We start from the raw sequence: 17,932 nt of genomic DNA on the forward strand, positions 1-17,932 counted from the left end.
AGAATTCCATGTGCTCACATTGGGGGGATTTGAATGGGGCGTATTATGTGTGAGAAACATAATATAAACAAAAATTTTGGCGTCTCGCCCCGGTGATTTGCCTGCGTCAAGTCCGTTATAATAATGGAAGAAAAGAGGTGGCATATATTGATGAAAGCAGTCAGCATTATTTCAAAAGGAAGTTATCATATTGGAGGAAAGAAAGTGACCATTGAGGGGAGTGCACCCATTCAGACCAGCTTCTGGCCAGGAGGCCCTCCGGTGACCTATGATCCAAACGGAGATTTTCAGGCAGGGCAGATGTATGTCCAGTATACACGGCTGGCAGATCCGGTGGTGCCTTATCCGGTCTGTATGGTTCACGGCGGCGGATCTTCCGGCGCGCTGTGGGAGAGTACCCAGGACGGAAGACCGGGATGGGAATTTCGTTTCCTTCAGAATGGTTTCAATGTAAATGTTTCCGATGGAGTAGAGAGAGGCCGTTCTTCCTGGGCACAGTTTCCGGAAATCAATGATGGGCCGCCTATGTTCAACAGTTATGCGGAACGGTGGACGACCTACCGCTTGGGACCAAGATATGGCGTGCCCTATGAAGGGAGCCGTTTTGACTACAGCAAATATGATCAATTTATGAAACAGCATGTACCCAGATGGACAACCTCTAATGCTATGGTACAGGCGGCCTATGATACGTATTTTGCCAGCATGACGGAAGGAATGATCGTTATGGCGCACAGTCAGGGAGGTCTTTTTTCCTTGGAGGCTGCTCTTAAAAATGTGGAAAATGTACGGGGCGTGATCCTTGTGGAGAGTTCTTCTGACATGGATGTAGAAAAAGTAGACGTCTCATCCTTTAGAGAAATTCCATTCCTTTTCGTATATGGGGATTTCTTGGGAGAAGAGTACTGCATTGACGGGTATAAGTGGCCTGGCGCCTTTGCCTGGGAAGGGAGTATGAGAAATCTTCATGAAAAACTTCTTTCCATGGGAGGGGACAGCACCTGGTTATCGCTGCCGGAATTGGGAATCCGAGGCAATACGCATGCGCTGATGATGGAGGACAACAGTGACGAGATTGCGGATCGGATCTGTGAATGGATGAAAGAGCATATCAAAAGATAGGCATACGAGAAGAACAAATGAGAGAATAAGAAGGCCAAAAGCGCCAGCTTGTGATCCGCAGACATTTGTAGTAATATAAAAAAGCCTTATATTTTTAGCGGGATCTTGCAGAGCCTGCTAAAAATGCAGATAGAAACAGATAAAACATAGATGGTAAGAATTTATGTGTGGAAGATTTTACATAGACGATCACACGATCAAGGAAATTGCAAATGTAGCGCCGGAGATAAATGATGTATTTCGGGAAGGAAAACGCGGAGATATTTATCCGTCCCAATCCGCCCTCGTGATCACTGGGAGGACGGCGCATTTGTCGGCAGAAGAAATGAAGTGGGGATTTCCTCAGTATCAGAAGAAAGGCCTGGTTATCAATGCAAGAGCCGAGACCGTTCTGGAGCGGAATATGTTCCGGGAAAGCGTACGGCGCAGGCGGTGTATCATTCCAGCAGGGCAGTATTATGAGTGGGATGCCCAGAAAAATAAAGTGACATTTTCCGGCCAGGATCAGCCAGTGCTCTATATGGCCGGATTTTTCGACCGTTTTCAGGATGGAGACCATTTCGTTATACTGACGACTGCGGCCAATGCATCCGTAAGTCCGGTTCATGACAGGATGCCTTTGATTCTGGAAAAAGAGGAGCTGGAATCCTGGATCTATGACGATGCATTCCTGGAATTTGCACTGCACAAAGTTCCGGCGAAGCTTCAGAAAAGCCAGGAATATGAGCAGCAGACATTGTTTTAGATTGGCATTATGATTAATCCAGATAAATAAGGAGTTGCCATGAAACTAGCAGTCCTTTCAGACACTCACGGCCTTCTCAGGCCGGAGGTAAAGAAAATCATAAGTGAATGTGACGCTGTACTCCATGCCGGAGACATCGCTTCACAGAAAATCATAGACGAGATCGAGAAAGCCAAAAGAGCGGATGCGCCGCTCTATATAGTCCGGGGAAATAATGATAAGGAGTGGGCGGAGCATCTGCCCCATCACCTGGCGTTTTCCCTGGGAGGAGCAAACTTTTTTCTGGTGCACAATAAGAAGGATGTGCCGGAGGAGCTGGGAGACCGGCAGATCGTAATTTACGGACACTCCCATAAGTATGCGGAAGAGTGGAAAGACGGAAGGCTCTGGCTGAATCCGGGAAGCTGCGGCAGACGACGGTTCCGGATGGAGCTTACCATGGCAGTCCTTGAGCTTGATGAGGACGGATGGCGGGCAGAACGGGTGGATATTCCGGATGAGACGCCGCAGAGAAAAGAGAAAGATGCTCCGCAGAAATGTGGACGGCGAAGCATCGAGGCGGTTTTGAAGCGGATGGAAAAGGGACAGACGGTTTCCAGGATTGCAGAAGAGTTGAAGCTGGAGCCGGCGTTTGTGGAAGAAATCTGCCGGATCAAGGTTACACATCCGGGCGTGACTGCCCTTGGAATATTAGACAAAATGGAGGTTAACAAAACAGGAAGATGAAACAGCAATCTTATGAACAGACAGTAAAGAGAGAAGGAAATACCATGACTTCGATAGAGGAGCGTTTTGAATTTCGGAATATCCGGCCAGAGGAAGCAGACCAGGCAGCGCAGATTGAACAGATTTGTTTTCCGCCCAATGAAGCATGCTCCGAGAAAATGATGAAGGAAAGGGTGCTGACAGCGCCGGAATTCTTTTTGGTAGCAGTAGACAAGGAGACTGGAAAGATCGCCGGATTTCTGAACGGCCTGGCAACCGATGAGGAAGCACTCAGAGATGAGTTTTTTAAAGATGCCGGACTGCATGATCCGCAGGGAAAGAACATCATGCTGCTGGGACTGGATGTGCTGCCGGATTACAGGAGACAGGGACTTGCGACTGCGATCGTGTCCAGGTATCTGGAAAGAGAACGGAAGCAGGGGAGAAAGACCATCATTTTGACCTGCCTGGAAGGAAAGGTAAAGATGTACGAAAAGATGGGCTTCCAGAACCAGGGGATTTCCGGTTCGTCCTGGGGAGGCGAGCAGTGGTATGAGATGAGCTGCGTGCTGAATTAACTGATGGTTAAAAAATGTTCCCGTAACTTAATAACAGCTCAATACCCGTAGATTCATTTGTCTGCTACAATAAAAACAGCAAAGGCCTTTGCATTTACAGGGATGTGAAATCAGACGATCAAAGGAGGAACTGTTATGCAGATGAAGGATGTGATTCGGCAGAAACGAAGAGAACGAGGGCTGACTCAGGAGCAGGTGGCAGAGCGGCTGGGAGTGTCCGCCCCTGCTGTCAATAAGTGGGAAAGCGGTGCATCCTATCCGGACATCACACTGCTTTCGGCGCTGGCCAGGCTTTTGGAAACGGATCTTAACGAATTGTTCTGTTTTCGGGAAAATCTGACAAAAGAAGAGATCACAAGATATGCAAATGAGATCGGAGAGATTGCCAGAAAAGACGGCGTGGAAAAGGCGATGGAGCTGGTAAGAGAGAGGATCCGGGAATATCCGTCCTGCGGAGAACTTCTATATCAGATGGGCGTCATGGTGCGGGGCATGAGTGTTCTGTTTATGGTGCCGGAAGAAGAACTTGCAAAAAATCAGGCCTTTGCAGTGGAACTCTATGAAAGAGCGATCACATGCGGAAAGCCGGCGACGGCAGACCTTGCACGGTACGGCCTGGCGTCCATGCATATCCAGGAAGGGGCATACGAAAAGGCTGAAGAGCTGATCGGTCAGCTCCCGGAGTACCAGGCTCCGGACCGGCGCCAGCTGTTGATTTCCATGTATATGAAGCAGAAGCGGTATGAGGATGCGGCAAAACTTCTGGAAGGAAAGCTGAACGGGCAGCTGCAGGAAGTATTTCTGATGCTGAATCAGCTTGCGGTAGCGGCCGTGCGGGAAGGCGACAGGGAGCGGGCCCTGGAAATCGCGGAATACAGCCGGAAAGTGATGGGAATCTACCAGTGGGACTACAGCGCCTGCACAGTGGCATTTACTGTGGCTGTGGAAGAAAAAGATGCACACCGGTGTGTGGAGCTGTTAAGAGAAATGCTGGGGGCATTGTCAAAACCGTGGGAGTTGGGTACCTCTCTTCTATTCACCCATCTGGATACGAAAGAATCGGATCCGAAGATGGGACGCCTGATGACAGAATCGTTGTTTCGTCTTATTGAAAAAGAGGATGAATATGCGTTCCTGCGGGAATGTGAAGAATTTCAGGAATTAAAAGAAAAATATATGGTATAGAAAATAAATACCGCCTGCGGCGTAGCTTTCTTTCCTGTGCACGTGGTATAATAGAGACAGTTTGGAAAAGCAAGGAGGGTTCGACATGAACAAAGAAGTACTGGATTTTGTAGTTGAAAAAACAAAAGAGCTGATGGCGGCTCCATCCTGCAGCCAGGAAGCGAAAGAGGCAGCGCAGTCATGGCTTGACGCTGTTGGGACTGACAGGCAGGAAGAAGAGACGAAAAAGTACATTGCGGAGCTGGAAGAGGACATCGTGACGGTAGATGGACTGATCGCCTTTGCAGAATCAGAAGCCGGGGCTAAAGTGTTTGGAGCTAATGCAGGTAATGTGGCTGAACATGCAAAAGAGATCAAAGCAGCCGGTGCAAAATACTGTGATTGCCCGGCCTGCGCTGCAGTAGAAGCAATTCTGTCCAAAAAAGACGAGATGTAGGTGTCGGCTACAGGTATAATAGCTGAAGATTCAGAAAAAGGGAGGTCTGTCGAAAGACAGGCCTCTTTTTGATTGTCATGGCAAGAAGGAGGTTTTATAATAAAAGAAAACGGCGGGGAAAAAGGAGTAGTGCGATGGAAGATATCAATCTGGGAGCAAGAGTGAGACAGTTTCGTAATATGCGGGGATTAAGCTTAAGAGAATTAGCGGCGCGGGCAGGGACGACACCTTCCATGCTAAGCCAGATGGAAAATAATGGAGTGAATCCGTCTATCAACACACTGAAATCCCTGGCGGCAGCGCTGCAGGTGCCGTTGTTCAAGTTTTTCCAGGATGAGAATAAAGAGGAAAAGGTCATTGTGCGAAAGGGGAAATATAAGATCATCGGCCGTCCGGAGGAAGAAGTTGTTTACCAGTTGTTAACGCCGGATGTGAGCGGCATGATTGAATTCTGCTCTATGACGGTCCCGCCGGGGCAGGTGTCTTCAGAACGGGAGATGGAGCATGCCGGTGAAGAAGTGGCATATGTGATGACAGGAGCTGTGAGAATTTACATGGAAGGGAAGGAATATGAACTGGGGGAGGGAGACTGTGTCAGGATTCCGCCGCAGTGCCCGCACCGCTGGGAGAACCATGAAGAAGAAGAGGCAAAGGTTATTTTTGCAATTACGCCGCCATCATTCTGATAGACAGAAGTGTTTAATTATATTTAATAAAATAAATTTACAGTTAACAAACGAGGTGTTATACTGAATTCATATCAAAAAGGAGGGAATGGTTATGGAACTGGCTATGCTGGAAGAAAAAGCGCCCGTTGTACGAAACCTTCGGAATCAGGAGGAGGTCAGCTGGATCAATCCCCTGCTGACCGGGACAAAGGAAGCGCTGGAAGGAATCGAATTGACGATGGAAGATGTGAAAGATGCAGAAGAAAGGCTGCAAAGATTCGCACCTTTTATCAGCCGTGTATTTCCGGAGACCAGAGACCGAGACGGGCTCATTGAATCTCCGTTAAAAGAGATTCCGGGCATGAAAGAAAAGCTGAACAGTACATGGGGGGCCGGACTGACAGGGAAGCTGCTGTTGAAAATGGATTCGGATCTGGCGGTTGCCGGATCGATCAAAGCCAGAGGCGGCATCTATGAGATTTTAAAGCATGCGGAAGACCTGGCTCTGGAACACGGTATCGTGAAACCGGGAGAGAACTATGAAAAGTTTGCGGATCCTGAAGCGAAAGAATTTTTCTCGCAGTATTCTGTGCATGTAGGTTCAACTGGAAACCTGGGATTGTCCATCGGTATTATCAGCGCGGCAGTCGGTTTCCATGTTTATGTTCACATGTCCCAGGATGCCAAACAGTGGAAAAAAGACCTTCTGCGGTCGAAAGGCGTGGAAGTGATCGAGTATGCCGGAGATTATGGGGCTGCGGTCAAAAAAGGAAGAGAAGAAGCCGAAAAAGATCCCTACAGTTATTTTGTAGATGATGAAAATTCAGTCAATCTGTTCCTGGGATACGCCGTGGCGGCACTGCGCCTCAGAAAGCAGCTGGAAGAGTGCGAAATCAAAGTAGACGATGAGCATCCGCTGTTTGTATACCTTCCCTGCGGAGTCGGCGGCGCGCCGGGCGGAGTGACCTTTGGGCTGAAGCTCATTTACGGAGACAATGTGCATATTTTCTATGAAGAGCCGGTGCAGGCCTGCTGTATGGTCCTTGGCATTGCGACCGGGCTTCACAGCGATATCTGCGTGCAGGACATCGGCCTGTCCGGTAAGACAGAAGCAGACGGCCTGGCGGTGGGGCGCCCGTCCAAATTTGTGGGAAAAACGGTAGAGCATCTTTTGAGCGGCGAATTTACAGTGGAAGATGACAGGCTTTATCTATACATGAAGGCGCTTCTGGATCAGGAACACATATTTATCGAGCCCAGCTCCTGTGCGGCATTTGCGGGACCGGTACGGATTGAAAAAGAAGAAGCTTGCAGGAAATACTTAGAAGAGCAGGGATTAAGCGACAAGATGGAAAAGGCCGCCCACATCGCCTGGGCCACCGGAGGATCACTGGTGCCGGAAGAGGTAAGAGAGGGCTATCTGAAAAAAGCGGCAGAAGTGGAAAGCTCATCAGACGCAAATTAGTCGAAATAGGTGGAGAAGATCATGAAAAAAGAAACATCACGCCAGAGCGGGGCAGCAAGCTGCGGTACCTGCACCTACTACATATATGACGACGAATACGAAGAATATGTCTGCGACATCAGCATGGATGAAGACGAATATATCCGCCTGATTTCCGATAAACACTACGAATGTCCGTATTACAGAAATGGGGACGACTATCGGATCGTGAGGAAGCAGATGTAAAAGGGGACAGGGCAAAAGTCAGATAGGGACACCCGAAAAGTCAAACGGGGACGTACACCTTTTGCAAAGGTGTACGTCCCCGTTTGACTTTTCCGCTGCTCTCGCATATAATCATAAGGTACCTTATTAATAGAGAGGGTGAATGATATGAACTTAAAAGACGAAGATGTGGTGGAGATGTTTTTTGAGGTGATGAAACTGAACCGCAGCTATTCGGAGAATCGTTATGGGAATATGGATGTGTTCCGGGGACAGTACAGCTGTCTTTTTATTTTGGAAAGGACGGGGCCGATCAGCCAGAAGGAGCTGGCTGGGATCCTGCGGATCCGTCCGGCTTCGGCGGGGGAGATCTTGGCAAAGCTGGAGCAGAAGGGGTTAGTCCGTCGGACACCGTCCAGGGCAGACGGAAGGGTCCTTCTGGCTTCGTTGACAGAAGAGGGGGCGCAGCGTGCCGGGCAGGTCAGGAAAGACCGGGCCATTGCCCACAAGGAAATGCTGTCTGGGCTGACGGAGGAGGAAAAGTGTTCCTTTTACCAAACATTAAAAAAGATTCGGAATTACTACTTGGAACTGGAGGAAGATCATGGAGACAGAAATTAGGATGACAGACAGAAAGCGTACAATGATTTTTATTAATATTGTGATCACCTGCATCGCCTCGTCGATGCTGGCCACGGCGCTGACCACCGCCCTGCCCGCGATCATCTCAGATCTTGAGATCAGTGTGACTGCGGGTCAGTGGCTGACCAGCGGTTATTCCCTGGCCATGGGGATCATCATGCCGCTGACCGCTTTTTTGATCACGCGGTTTCCGACGAAGCGGCTGTTCCTGACGGGAATGCTGCTGTTTATTGTGGGGCTTTCTTTGTGCGTGGTTGCGCCTGACTTTCAGGTCATGATGGCGGCCAGGATCCTGCAGGCCTGCGGAAATGGAATCTTAACCTCCATGGCCCAGGTGATCATCCTGACCATTTACCCGGCGGAAAAACGGGGCACAGCCATGGGCTGGTACGGCCTGTCCATCGGGGCGGCGCCGGTCATCGCACCTACGCTTGCCGGGATCATCGTGGATATGTTTGGCTGGCGGGCAATTTTTTACATATCGATCGGCATCATGATGATCTCGCTTGTATGGGCGGTCTTTGTGTTTGACAACATACTGGAAACAGTCCGGAAAAAATTCGATACCCTGTCGTTTGTGCTTAGCATTTTTGCCTTCGGCGGTCTGACACTGGGAATCGGAAATATCGGAAGCCACAGCTTTATGAGCGCCCAGGTTCTGCCTGTACTGGTAATCGGACTGTGTGCTTCGGGGCTGTTCGTATACCGGCAGCTTCATTTAGAGGAGCCGTTCCTGGAGCTGCGGATCCTGAAAAAGAAAAACTATGCGATCAGCGTGGTGGGAAGTATGCTTTTATATTTTGTGATGATGGGATCCTCCATGCTGATGCCGCTTTACGCACAGTCTATTATGGGATGTTCGGCCACCGTTTCCGGCCTGATCGTCCTGCCCGGTTCAGCGGTGATGGCTGTCATCAGTCCATTTGCGGGGAAAATCTATGATAAGCTGGGCATGAAAATATTGTTTGTTACGGGAGCGGTCTGCATGGCCGTAAGCTGCGGCGGCATGTGTCTTCTGACCATGGACACTCCGGTGTGGGTGGCAGCTGCCTGGAACACGCTTCGCACCACGGCGATCGGCTGTTTGATGATGCCGCTGGTGACCTGGGGGACCGAGGGGATTGGCTTTAAAAAGCTTTCCCATGGGACAGCGCTTCTTACTTCTCTGCGGACTGTGGCCGGAGCCATGGGGACAGCGGTGTTTGTAGGCATCATGACGGTTTCCGCCCAGAACGGTGCGGAAAAGTATGGGGACGAGGCGGCGCTCCACGGGCTGACCACGGCATTTTTCTGGATGACAATAGTGACGATCCTTCTGGTTCTGATGGGAATCTTTTTCGTGAAGAAAAAAGAGTAATATGCTACAATAATGCATAAGTGAATAAGTAGACAGGAGGATCGTAAGATATGAAATTATTTGAAGAAAAACCGGTGGTACATCGATATGAATATGCGGCGGAATTCATCCGGGATTTTCAGGTGGGAGAAGGCGACTTTATCCTGGCAGGGAAATCCGTATTCGAGGCTCATTTTTCTGAGCTTTCTCATACAGGCGCGGTGGTGCGCTATAAGAGCCAGTATGGCCAGGGAGAGCCTACGGATCTTATGGTAGATGCTCTCCTTGAAGATTTCCGGAAAACTGACTGTGACCGGATCATTGCCATTGGCGGTGGAGCGGTCATCGATATGGCCAAGATCCTGGTACTGGAGGGAAACGCTTCGGCTGCGGATATTTACCAGAGGAAGGCGCCGCTAAAAAAGATCCATCGCCTGGTGGCTGTGCCGACTACCTGCGGCGCAGGATCGGAAGTCTCCAACGTATCGATCGTGGAAATGACCGGGATGCATACCAAGCTGGGGCTGGCCTGTGATGAGATCTATGCGGACGATGCGGTGCTGATCCCGGTGCTTTTGCGGGAGCTTCCCTGGCATTTCTTTGTAACCAGCGCCATTGATGCATTGATCCATGCGATTGAGTCTTATGTGTCTCCGAAAAGCAATCTCTACACCAGGATGTTTGCAAAAAAGGCAATGGAGATGTTACTTTCCGGATTCCGGAAGCTTGCAGAGGAAGGGCAGGATTACCGGGAGCATTTGTTTGAAGACTTCCTTGTGGCCAGCAACCTGGCAGGCATTTCCTTTGGAAATGCAGGAACAGGGGCAGTTCATGCAATGTCCTATCCTTTGAGCGGGGTATATCATGTCACCCACGGAGAAGCCAATTATCAGTTCCTCACGGCTGTGTTCCAGGCATACCAGGAGAGAGACCCAGAGGGCGGCATCCGGGAATTAAATACATTTCTGGCGGGAATCCTGAATTGTGATGCGGATGAAGTTTATATAGAGACAGAAAAGCTTCTGAACCGTCTGATCCAGCGCAAACCTCTCCGCGAATACGGCATGAAAGAAGAGGAGATCCGAAGCTTTGCAAAAAGTGTGGAGGAAGCACAGCAGAGGCTTTTGAATCAGAGCTATGTGAAATTCCAGGCGGAGGATCTGGAAGAAATTTACCGGAAGCTGTATTAAGTGGGAGGATGTAACGTAAGATGCAGGAAGAAAAGAGGCAGATCCGGCGGGTCCTGGTGCGGGACGGCAGCATTGTGGAGCGCATCCGGGCTGTAGAATAATGATTTTTCTTGCATGCAGCAGCGATAGAAGGTAGACTGTATATTAAAGAAGAAAAAACGGGAAAAGAGCTGTAAAGAGGGGGAAGTCTATGAGGATCTGGATGGAGGAGCGTGCGGAGGAGAAGGATCATTTTGCAGCGGGAGTCACCCTGTCTATCATTGGGCTGACAGCCGCGGCCATTGCCGTGCCCTGCGGAATTGCCGTACTGACATTGATCTTGGACGGGCCAGTGAAAGAAATCTCCATGGCTGCCTGCCTGGGGGCAGTGGCGCTGGTCATATTCCTTGCAAGGAAGATCGGCAGCAAGGTCCATCAATACTGCACAGTGTTCTGTCAGGACGACGAAGGACGGTTTTTTGCAGTGGATGTCCGGAAATATGTCGGCTGTGGCAGAGGCGTAATAGGATTTATACAGATGCTTTCCCAGATGCAGAAAGTAAAGAAAAGCATGAAAGAGAACCATATCCTGGAGCGGTATATGCGTCAGGAACCCAGTCTTATTGGGGTAGAGACGCAGATTCTTTCGGTGGACAGGATGAAAATGACGGGCAGCGGATACCGGGTGAGGTGTCGGGTAGAGTATCCGAATAAGAAACGGGGAAAGCGGACATACCTGCTTGTGAGAGGGTATGAGAATGAGGCAGAGCTGGTGGCGGCTTTTGAGCGGCGGATGAAGAAAAATTTAATCTAAATATGACTGGAGATTGGAAGTCTGGTTTTTTGGACTCTCTTTTTGTTAAACTACGGTTAACAAGAAGAGAGTTTTCTGTTGTAAAAAGGAGTGATGATATAGGGGTATATAGGATAAGTGGAAAGTGAAAATAAACAGGTGTTCTTGTCTTTTGTTTGTAGCAATGTTAAAATAAAACATACCTTTCCGATTGTTAAAAACAGTATTAAAAATAGACAATATTCATTTAATATATAATTATGAGGAGTGAAGAAAACAGATGAATTTGGTTTCCTTATTTTCTGGATGTGGGGGTATGGACATAGGATTTGAGGGGGATTTTTTCTGCCTAAAAAAATCTATCAATTTATTTGTGCATCCAGAATGGGTAGAAGAGGATTATGGCGATTGGGTTAAAGTGAAGCCCACAACGTTTAATACAATTTTTGCAAATGACATCAGGCCTGATGCAAAAGCGGCATGGGTTTCTTATTTTGGAAATAAGAAAAGGGATGCAAATAAAATATACCATCTAGAGAGTATTGTTGACTTGGTAAAAAGGGCTAAAGAAGGGGAGCTGATTTTTCCCCAAAAGGTAGATATAGTAACAGGGGGGTTTCCGTGTCAAGATTTTTCTATAGCGGGGAAAAGATTAGGCTTTCGCTCACAAAAAAGCCATTTGGGAGAAACATTGAATAAAGACGAGCCATCTATAGAAAACAGAGGACAATTGTACATGTGGATGAGAGAGGTGATCTCTATTACAGAGCCAAAACTTTTTGTTGCCGAGAATGTAAAAGGTTTGACAAATTTGAACGATGCAAAAGAAATTATAGAACATGATTTTGCCACGGCAGGGAAAGGAGGATATATTGTTGTGCCGGCTCAAGTTCTTCATGCGGCTGATTATGGTGTGCCGCAATCTCGGGATAGAGTGATTTTCTTTGGCTTTAAAAAAAATGCATTAAGAGATGAAGCTTTAAGAGCGCTTAAACAAGAAAGGATACCGGAACACTTTGATCCATATCCAATGAAAACCCACGGACATGGAATAGCACCATATGTGACCTGCAGAGAGGCGTTCATTGATTTGGAAGAACCCGATAGAACGCAAGATTTAGCGCAAAAAAAATATTCCAAGGCGAAATATATGGGAAAACATTGTCAGGGTCAGACGGAAATTAAATTAGACGCTGTGGGTCCAACAATAAGATCTGAACATCATGGAAATATTGAATATCGTCGCCTGAGTATAGAGCATGGCGGAAAAAATGAGGAAGAATTGCAAAAAGGACTAAAAGAACGAAGATTGACAGTTAGAGAATGCGCTAGAATTCAAACATTTCCAGATGAATATCAGTTTATTTTGAAAAAGACAAGTGAAAATAAAAGTGTTTCTGCAAGTGAGGCGTATAAGATAATTGGAAATGCAGTGCCGTGTGTATTGGCGTACAATATAGCAAAAAACATTGAAAGTAAATGGGAAATTTATTTTAAGGAGAGGTAAGACATGTGTGATAAAGAGAGCAAATATTTACCATTGTTAAAAAACACGGTGCAGAATATCGAAAATAATCTTCAAGAAAAATTTCAAAAAAGTGGAAAAGAAAAAGTGAAGGGGACGGAATTTGAGGAGATTGTACAGGACGCATTAATTAAATCTGGGTTTCATAAAGAGCAAATTACACATAGTTCCCAAAAGTTTCCGGATTTTGTAATTACAGATATAGAGTATGGTTATAAAATAGGTGTTGAGGTGAAAAAAACGGATTCAAATAAGTGGGAGGTAATAGGGGGGAGTGTCTTTGAAAGTCTTAAAAATGATGTTGAAGACACATATATTATAATGGGGAAATTCGGTGGAGACAGGCCAGAAGTACGGCTTAAAAGATATAAGGACTGTTTGCAAGACCTAAGAGTTACCCATAGCCCGAGGTTTTATCTGGATTTAGACATACCAGATGGAGAGGACTATCTTACTCGTAATCGTGCGGAAGAGCTTTTAAACCTTTCAGGTGACGAATTAAACAGAAAAATAAGACAATTACTGAGGACAAATAAGTCGACTTGGTGGAGCGAAGGGGAAACTATATCTTATGCCGAATTGAGTTTAGAAGAAAAAAATATGTACTTATGTGATGGAATGGCTTTGTTTCCAGAGGTGTTTGGATGTGACTATAGCAATTTTACTCCGTGGTTGGTTTATAGCTGTCTTGTTTGGTGCGGGAATGTCAGGGATATTTTTTCGGCGGGAGGAATTGAGTTTTATCAAGATATGTATTTATCGGCGATCATGTATAGAGCGGTTTCTAATATTGATAAAATTGTTAATCGTATCGAAAGTATGTCCAATGAAGAAGTTTTGAAATACTGGAAATGTGATGTGCAAACAAGAGAAGAAAGAATAGAAAAATGGACGGAGTTAGTAAAAGAGAATATTAAGATTTCCAATGAATTAATCGGAAAAAACAAATCTTTAGAGCGGTTTGTTGGAATGAATAATGAAAAAGTATTAGAGAAAATTATTGAAGAATTTGTCGATATGCTAAAAGAGAATATTTAATTTAAGAAGAGGTGTCATGGCTATGGGAAGGTATACTCAGGAGCAGACACATAGGATTATGGGATCTGTGCATTCTAAAAATACAAATATTGAGGTTAAGCTCTGCAAAGAATTATGGCGTAGAGGATACAGATACCGGAAAAATGTAACAAATCTTCCGGGAAAGCCGGATATTGTTTTTACAAAGTATAAGCTTGCTATTTTTTGTGATGCAGAGTTTTGGCATGGAAAAGATTGGGAAATCTTAAAACCAAAATTAGAGCGGGGGAAAAATCCGGATTTTTGGGTCAATAAAATTGAAAAAAACCGTCATAGAGATTATGAAGTTAATCAAACGCTTTGTTTTATGGGGTGGACTGTTTTAAGATTTTGGGGGAAAGAGATATTATCTCAAACAGACGAATGTGTCAGGGTTATAGAAGAGACGATATTTGAAATTAAACTGGCTGAATTTGACAATAGCTATGAGACAGAGGAATAAGTGAAGATAAAATTTAAAGGTTATAAGAATATTAAGTTTAAGTGATTTGTCATAGAAAATCAAGGTAGAAGTAAGCTGTTGGAGGAGAGATATGTTTCATAAAAAAAGGATAATGATGTCGGCTTATAATCCGGAGACACATATTCCGGTCATTCGCTGTAGTATCTGCAATGGAGAGCAGGTGGCCGGTTTTCAGGAAATCACGACAGGTAAATTTACAGACATTTGTCTGATCAAAGATGAGAAAGATTTGATAATCTTTCGAAATGAATACGGAATCAGAGACGGACAGGAGATAAAAAAGATTTATTGAGAAATGCCGGGGTGAAGAAAAGGAGATGAAAGCCATGGCCTTGGAAAATGGAGAATGGATTCTGCACGGCGCAGACTGGGACAGTCCGGACCGCATCCGTTCCTGGCAGGAGTTAATAGAATATGTAGATGCGGTCGGCTTTTTGCCCCTCTTTAAAAATGAGGTGGAGGGATTTTCTGTGGAGGAAAAGACGTCGCCGCTCTTTTGGTGGACTGGCGACCCGAAGCAGGATCCCTGGGAGTGGCGGGCTATTATTGCCAGGAGTGAAAAAGTAGCCTACGGGAAGTTTTTTAATAAAAAAGCCGGGTTCATTTCGCTCCGGTGGTTCCCTTATTTTGCCAATTACCGGCGGGATGGATATGATTTCGACGCCAGGTGGGAAGACGGGCTTTCAGGATATCGGAGTAAAAAAATCATGGATCTTTTTGAGGTGCGTAAAGAGTATCCATCCTATGAACTGAAAAAAGATGCCGGCTTTGGCAAAGGCGGCGAGAAAAATTTCAACGGTGTCGTGACAGAGCTTCAGATGCAGACCTATCTGGTGACCAGGGATTTCAGGCAGAAGAGAAATCGAAAAGGACAGGCCTACGGAATGGCGGTTTCTGTTTATGCCACGCCGGAAGAACTCTGGGGATATGAGTTGGTGTCCGGGGCGTATCGGGAGTCTCCGGAAGAGTCAGGAAAAAGAATCCTGGAGCAGGTAAAAACATTTTATCCGGAAGCTGCTGATAAACAGATCCGGAAAGTGTGTAAATAAATCATCGGGAGGGAATAGCCATGAAAATGAAGATCAGAAATAAGGCGGCATTTACAGATGTCGAGACCGGTTTAGAACGGGATAACCGCAGGATTTCGTATGAGGCGGCGCTGGAGGGGATCGTGCTCCTGGAAAATGATGGGACCCTGCCGCTTAAGCCGGGAAAGATCGCATTGTACGGTGCGGGTGCGGGGATGACGATCAAAGGAGGAACCGGATCCGGAGAAGTACGGGAACGGCATGTGGTCTCTATTTTAGAGGGAATGGAAAAGGCCGGGTTTACGGTAACGACCAGGAGATGGATCGAAGAGTACGCAAAACGTTACCAGGAAGGTGAAAAGGAATATGCGGCAGAGTTCCAGCGCAAGCTTCTGAAACCATGGAAGCTGGACATGATCAATTTTATAAGCAGCCCGTATCAGTATCCCTCCAGCCAGCCGGTTACGGAACAAGATGTGAAAGATTCTGATACAGACACCTGTATTTATGTGGTCGCACGGCAGGCGGGAGAAGGCACAGACAGGAGCCTTGGTGAAAAAGGATACCGGCTTTCGGATGAGGAAAAGGCGGGGCTGGCCATGTGCGCTGCCAATTACGGGAAAATGATCGTTGTGGTCAATGTGGGATCCGTATTTGATATGAGCTTTCTGGAGGAAATCCCGGGAATTAATGCCGTGGTCTATTATTCGCAGCAGGGAATGATGGGAGGCAGTGCTTTTGCGGATCTGGTCTGTGGGAAGACATCGCCTTCCGGAAAGACGAGCGATACCTGGCCGAAAAATTACGAAGATATTCCAGGAGCCATGGACTACAGTTATCTGAATGGCAATACGGATGAAGAATATTACCGGGAAGGCATTTACGTGGGATACCGGTATTTTGACACTTATGGAGTGGAACCCAGATATCCTTTTGGACATGGATTATCATATACCACATTTTCTGTGGAGAAGAAATCCGTGGAGCTTAGCGGAAGCAAGGTCAGAGTGTGTGCCCGGGTAACAAATACGGGAAAAGCATATGCCGGAAAGGAAACCCTTCAGCTGTATGTAAGCTGCCCGCAGACAGGAATGAATAAGGAATATCAGAGGCTGGCCGCATTTGCAAAAACCGGAGAACTGCAGCCAGGAGAGAGCCAGGAGCTTACGCTCGCGTTTGACCTAAGAGATCTGACATCCTATAGAGAAGAAGATGGCTCCTATGTGCTGGAAGCAGGGGACTATGTGCTGAAGCTTGGAACGTCCAGCCGAAATACAACCCCGGCAGCTGTGATGGAGGCAAGAAAAGAGATCACGGCGGCAGTCTGCAGGAATATCTGCAGAAGGGAGCATGCGGTCAGAGAGATTGAGCCTCCGATGAATATGGATACCTGTGAATATCAGGACGGAGAATTAGAACGATATATTATAGAAGATGATGCGGTAGAGACGGTTACGTATTCCTATGAAGAAAAGGCAGATGCGCTGTTCCCATATACCCGAAAGCTTCTGGAAAAACTCACAGGAGAAGAGTTGTGCGACCTGGTGTCAGGTGACGGCGGATCCGGCGGGAATAAATTCTTTGAGGCTCCGGGAGTAGCCGGGTGTACCACGTCGGCCCTGCAGAAGAAGGGGATTCCGAATATCTGTATGGCTGACGGACCGGCGGGATTGCGGCTTCAGAAAGTCTCGGCAGTCACAAGGAGAGGAACGGTAAAAGGTACAGAACCCAATGTTTCTGTCATGGGGTGTTTGCCGGAACCAGTGAAGAAAGTGATGCTTGGCAATCAGGAGCGGCAGCCCTGTGTCTATCAGTTTACCACCTCTTTTCCGGTGGGAACTGCATTGGCGCAGACATGGAATACGGAATTGATCGAAAGGGTGGGAGAAGCAGTCGGAAAAGAAATGGAAGCCTACGGGATCACCTATTGGCTTGCTCCAGGTATGAACATACACAGAAATCCTCTGTGCGGAAGGAACTTTGAATATTTCTCCGAGGATCCGCTGCTCACCGGAAAGATGGCGGCGGCCATGAGCAGAGGGGTTCAGACAAGGAAGGGCTGCTTTGTGACGGTCAAGCATTTCTGCTGCAATAACCAGGAGGAGAACCGGAACCGCATGAACGCAAATGTAAATGAAAGGGCTTTGCGGGAAATTTATCTTAAGGGCTTCGAGATTGCGGTAAGAGAAGGGCGTCCCGGAGCGGTGATGACCAGCTACAACAAGGTAAACGGGACTTATGCCAATAATAGTATGGACCTGGTGACCCATGTCCTGCGGGACGAGTGGGGTTTTGACGGCCTGGTAATGACGGATTGGTATGCGACTGGAAAGGGTCTGGGAAGCCATGTGAAAGCAATTGAAGCAGGGAATGATCTTCTGATGCCTGGAGGGAAAAAGGCAGCACGGGAATTAAAGAAGGCTCTGGAGGAAGGCATACTGGAGGAAGAAGATTTAAAACGTTGTGCCGGAAGAGTGCTCCAGGGGATTATGAGCTCCAGGATCTACCAGGCTTATCGGAGACTAAAAAAAGAAGAGGCGTGATTACGCCTCTTCTGTAAATTCATCTTTTCCAACTCCGCAGATCGGGCATACCCAATCCTCCGGGAGATCTTCAAAAGCAGTTCCAGGAGCGATTCCGTTATCCGGATCACCAACTTCTGGATCATATACATATCCACATGGTTCACATACATATTTTTTCATGATGATATCCTCCTATCATTATTAGATTCGCTTGTATTATAACAACTCTACCGGAGGTTTGTAAAGCCTGTTTGCGTGAAAGAGTC

At 47.1% G+C, this 17,932-nt stretch carries 20 protein-coding genes; 19 read left to right on the plus strand and 1 reads right to left on the minus strand.

The window, feature by feature from the left end; all coding sequences use genetic code 11:
* The first annotated feature begins 150 nt into the window (after window positions 1-150).
* The 19 genes from BKD12_RS06390 to BKD12_RS06480 all read left to right on the plus strand — a co-directional run bounded on the left by BKD12_RS06390 (window position 151) and on the right by BKD12_RS06480 (window position 17,684).
* Complete coding sequence (locus tag BKD12_RS06390) at window positions 151-1,122, plus strand: alpha/beta hydrolase family protein (protein WP_083262866.1); 972 nt, start codon at window positions 151-153, stop codon at window positions 1,120-1,122.
* Window positions 1,123-1,285: 163 nt separating this feature from the next.
* Window positions 1,286-1,867: an SOS response-associated peptidase gene (locus BKD12_RS06395; RefSeq protein WP_070088473.1), complete on the plus strand. Its 582-nt coding sequence runs from the start codon at window positions 1,286-1,288 to the stop codon at window positions 1,865-1,867.
* A 39-nt stretch (window positions 1,868-1,906) separates the two neighbouring features.
* Complete coding sequence (locus BKD12_RS06400) at window positions 1,907-2,593, plus strand: metallophosphoesterase family protein (protein WP_070088474.1); 687 nt, start codon at window positions 1,907-1,909, stop codon at window positions 2,591-2,593.
* Between the two features lie 44 nt (window positions 2,594-2,637).
* Window positions 2,638-3,150: a GNAT family N-acetyltransferase gene (locus BKD12_RS06405; RefSeq protein ID WP_070088549.1), complete on the plus strand. Its 513-nt coding sequence runs from the start codon at window positions 2,638-2,640 to the stop codon at window positions 3,148-3,150.
* Between the two features lie 135 nt (window positions 3,151-3,285).
* On the plus strand, window positions 3,286-4,335 hold the full coding sequence (locus BKD12_RS06410; protein ID WP_070088475.1) for a helix-turn-helix domain-containing protein: 1,050 nt from the start codon (window positions 3,286-3,288) through the stop codon (window positions 4,333-4,335).
* Window positions 4,336-4,420: 85 nt separating this feature from the next.
* Window positions 4,421-4,771, plus strand: a complete 351-nt coding sequence (locus BKD12_RS06415) for a molecular chaperone Hsp90 (protein WP_070088476.1) — start codon at window positions 4,421-4,423, stop codon at window positions 4,769-4,771.
* Window positions 4,772-4,905: 134 nt separating this feature from the next.
* Window positions 4,906-5,457 carry a cupin domain-containing protein gene (locus tag BKD12_RS06420; RefSeq protein ID WP_070088477.1) on the plus strand — a complete coding sequence of 184 codons (552 nt, stop codon included), beginning with the start codon at window positions 4,906-4,908 and terminating at the stop codon, window positions 5,455-5,457.
* A gap of 88 nt (window positions 5,458-5,545) precedes the next feature.
* Window positions 5,546-6,904: a D-serine ammonia-lyase gene (locus BKD12_RS06425; RefSeq protein WP_070088478.1), complete on the plus strand. Its 1,359-nt coding sequence runs from the start codon at window positions 5,546-5,548 to the stop codon at window positions 6,902-6,904.
* Window positions 6,905-6,925: 21 nt separating this feature from the next.
* Entirely contained in the window at window positions 6,926-7,129 is a 204-nt protein-coding gene (locus tag BKD12_RS06430; RefSeq protein WP_070088479.1) for a DUF6472 family protein, read from the plus strand.
* 147 nt (window positions 7,130-7,276) lie between these two features.
* Window positions 7,277-7,729 (plus strand): MarR family winged helix-turn-helix transcriptional regulator, encoded by a 453-nt coding sequence (locus tag BKD12_RS06435; RefSeq protein ID WP_070088480.1) that lies wholly within the window; start codon window positions 7,277-7,279, stop codon window positions 7,727-7,729.
* Window positions 7,713-9,107, plus strand: a complete 1,395-nt coding sequence (locus BKD12_RS06440) for an MDR family MFS transporter (RefSeq protein ID WP_070088481.1) — start codon at window positions 7,713-7,715, stop codon at window positions 9,105-9,107. The genes BKD12_RS06435 and BKD12_RS06440 overlap by 17 nt, the downstream gene beginning before the upstream one ends.
* A 50-nt stretch (window positions 9,108-9,157) precedes the next feature.
* Window positions 9,158-10,276 carry a 4-hydroxybutyrate dehydrogenase gene (locus tag BKD12_RS06445; protein WP_070088482.1) on the plus strand — a complete coding sequence of 373 codons (1,119 nt, stop codon included), beginning with the start codon at window positions 9,158-9,160 and terminating at the stop codon, window positions 10,274-10,276.
* Window positions 10,277-10,466: 190 nt separating this feature from the next.
* Window positions 10,467-11,069 (plus strand): hypothetical protein, encoded by a 603-nt coding sequence (locus BKD12_RS06450; protein WP_070088483.1) that lies wholly within the window; start codon window positions 10,467-10,469, stop codon window positions 11,067-11,069.
* A 259-nt stretch (window positions 11,070-11,328) separates the two neighbouring features.
* Window positions 11,329-12,555 carry a DNA cytosine methyltransferase gene (locus tag BKD12_RS06455; RefSeq protein ID WP_070088484.1) on the plus strand — a complete coding sequence of 409 codons (1,227 nt, stop codon included), beginning with the start codon at window positions 11,329-11,331 and terminating at the stop codon, window positions 12,553-12,555.
* Between the two features lie 3 nt (window positions 12,556-12,558).
* Window positions 12,559-13,611, plus strand: coding sequence for a hypothetical protein (locus tag BKD12_RS06460; RefSeq protein WP_070088485.1), 1,053 nt, complete (start codon window positions 12,559-12,561; stop codon window positions 13,609-13,611).
* A gap of 22 nt (window positions 13,612-13,633) precedes the next feature.
* Window positions 13,634-14,092 (plus strand): very short patch repair endonuclease, encoded by a 459-nt coding sequence (locus BKD12_RS06465; RefSeq protein WP_070088486.1) that lies wholly within the window; start codon window positions 13,634-13,636, stop codon window positions 14,090-14,092.
* Window positions 14,093-14,183: 91 nt separating this feature from the next.
* Window positions 14,184-14,405, plus strand: a complete 222-nt coding sequence (locus BKD12_RS06470; protein ID WP_070088487.1) for a hypothetical protein — start codon at window positions 14,184-14,186, stop codon at window positions 14,403-14,405.
* 34 nt (window positions 14,406-14,439) lie between these two features.
* Window positions 14,440-15,162: an AlkZ-related protein gene (locus BKD12_RS06475; protein WP_070088488.1), complete on the plus strand. Its 723-nt coding sequence runs from the start codon at window positions 14,440-14,442 to the stop codon at window positions 15,160-15,162.
* A gap of 20 nt (window positions 15,163-15,182) precedes the next feature.
* Complete coding sequence (locus BKD12_RS06480; protein WP_083262867.1) at window positions 15,183-17,684, plus strand: glycoside hydrolase family 3 protein; 2,502 nt, start codon at window positions 15,183-15,185, stop codon at window positions 17,682-17,684.
* On the opposite strand, the gene rd is transcribed toward BKD12_RS06480, so the two are convergent.
* The gene (gene rd, locus BKD12_RS06485; protein WP_070088489.1) at window positions 17,685-17,846 is read right to left on the minus strand and encodes a rubredoxin; all 162 of its coding nucleotides are present in this window, start codon (window positions 17,844-17,846) and stop codon (window positions 17,685-17,687) included.
* Window positions 17,847-17,932 lie beyond the last annotated feature (86 nt).

Source organism: Merdimonas faecis (assembly GCF_001754075.1).
GTDB lineage: Bacteria > Bacillota > Clostridia > Lachnospirales > Lachnospiraceae > Merdimonas > Merdimonas faecis.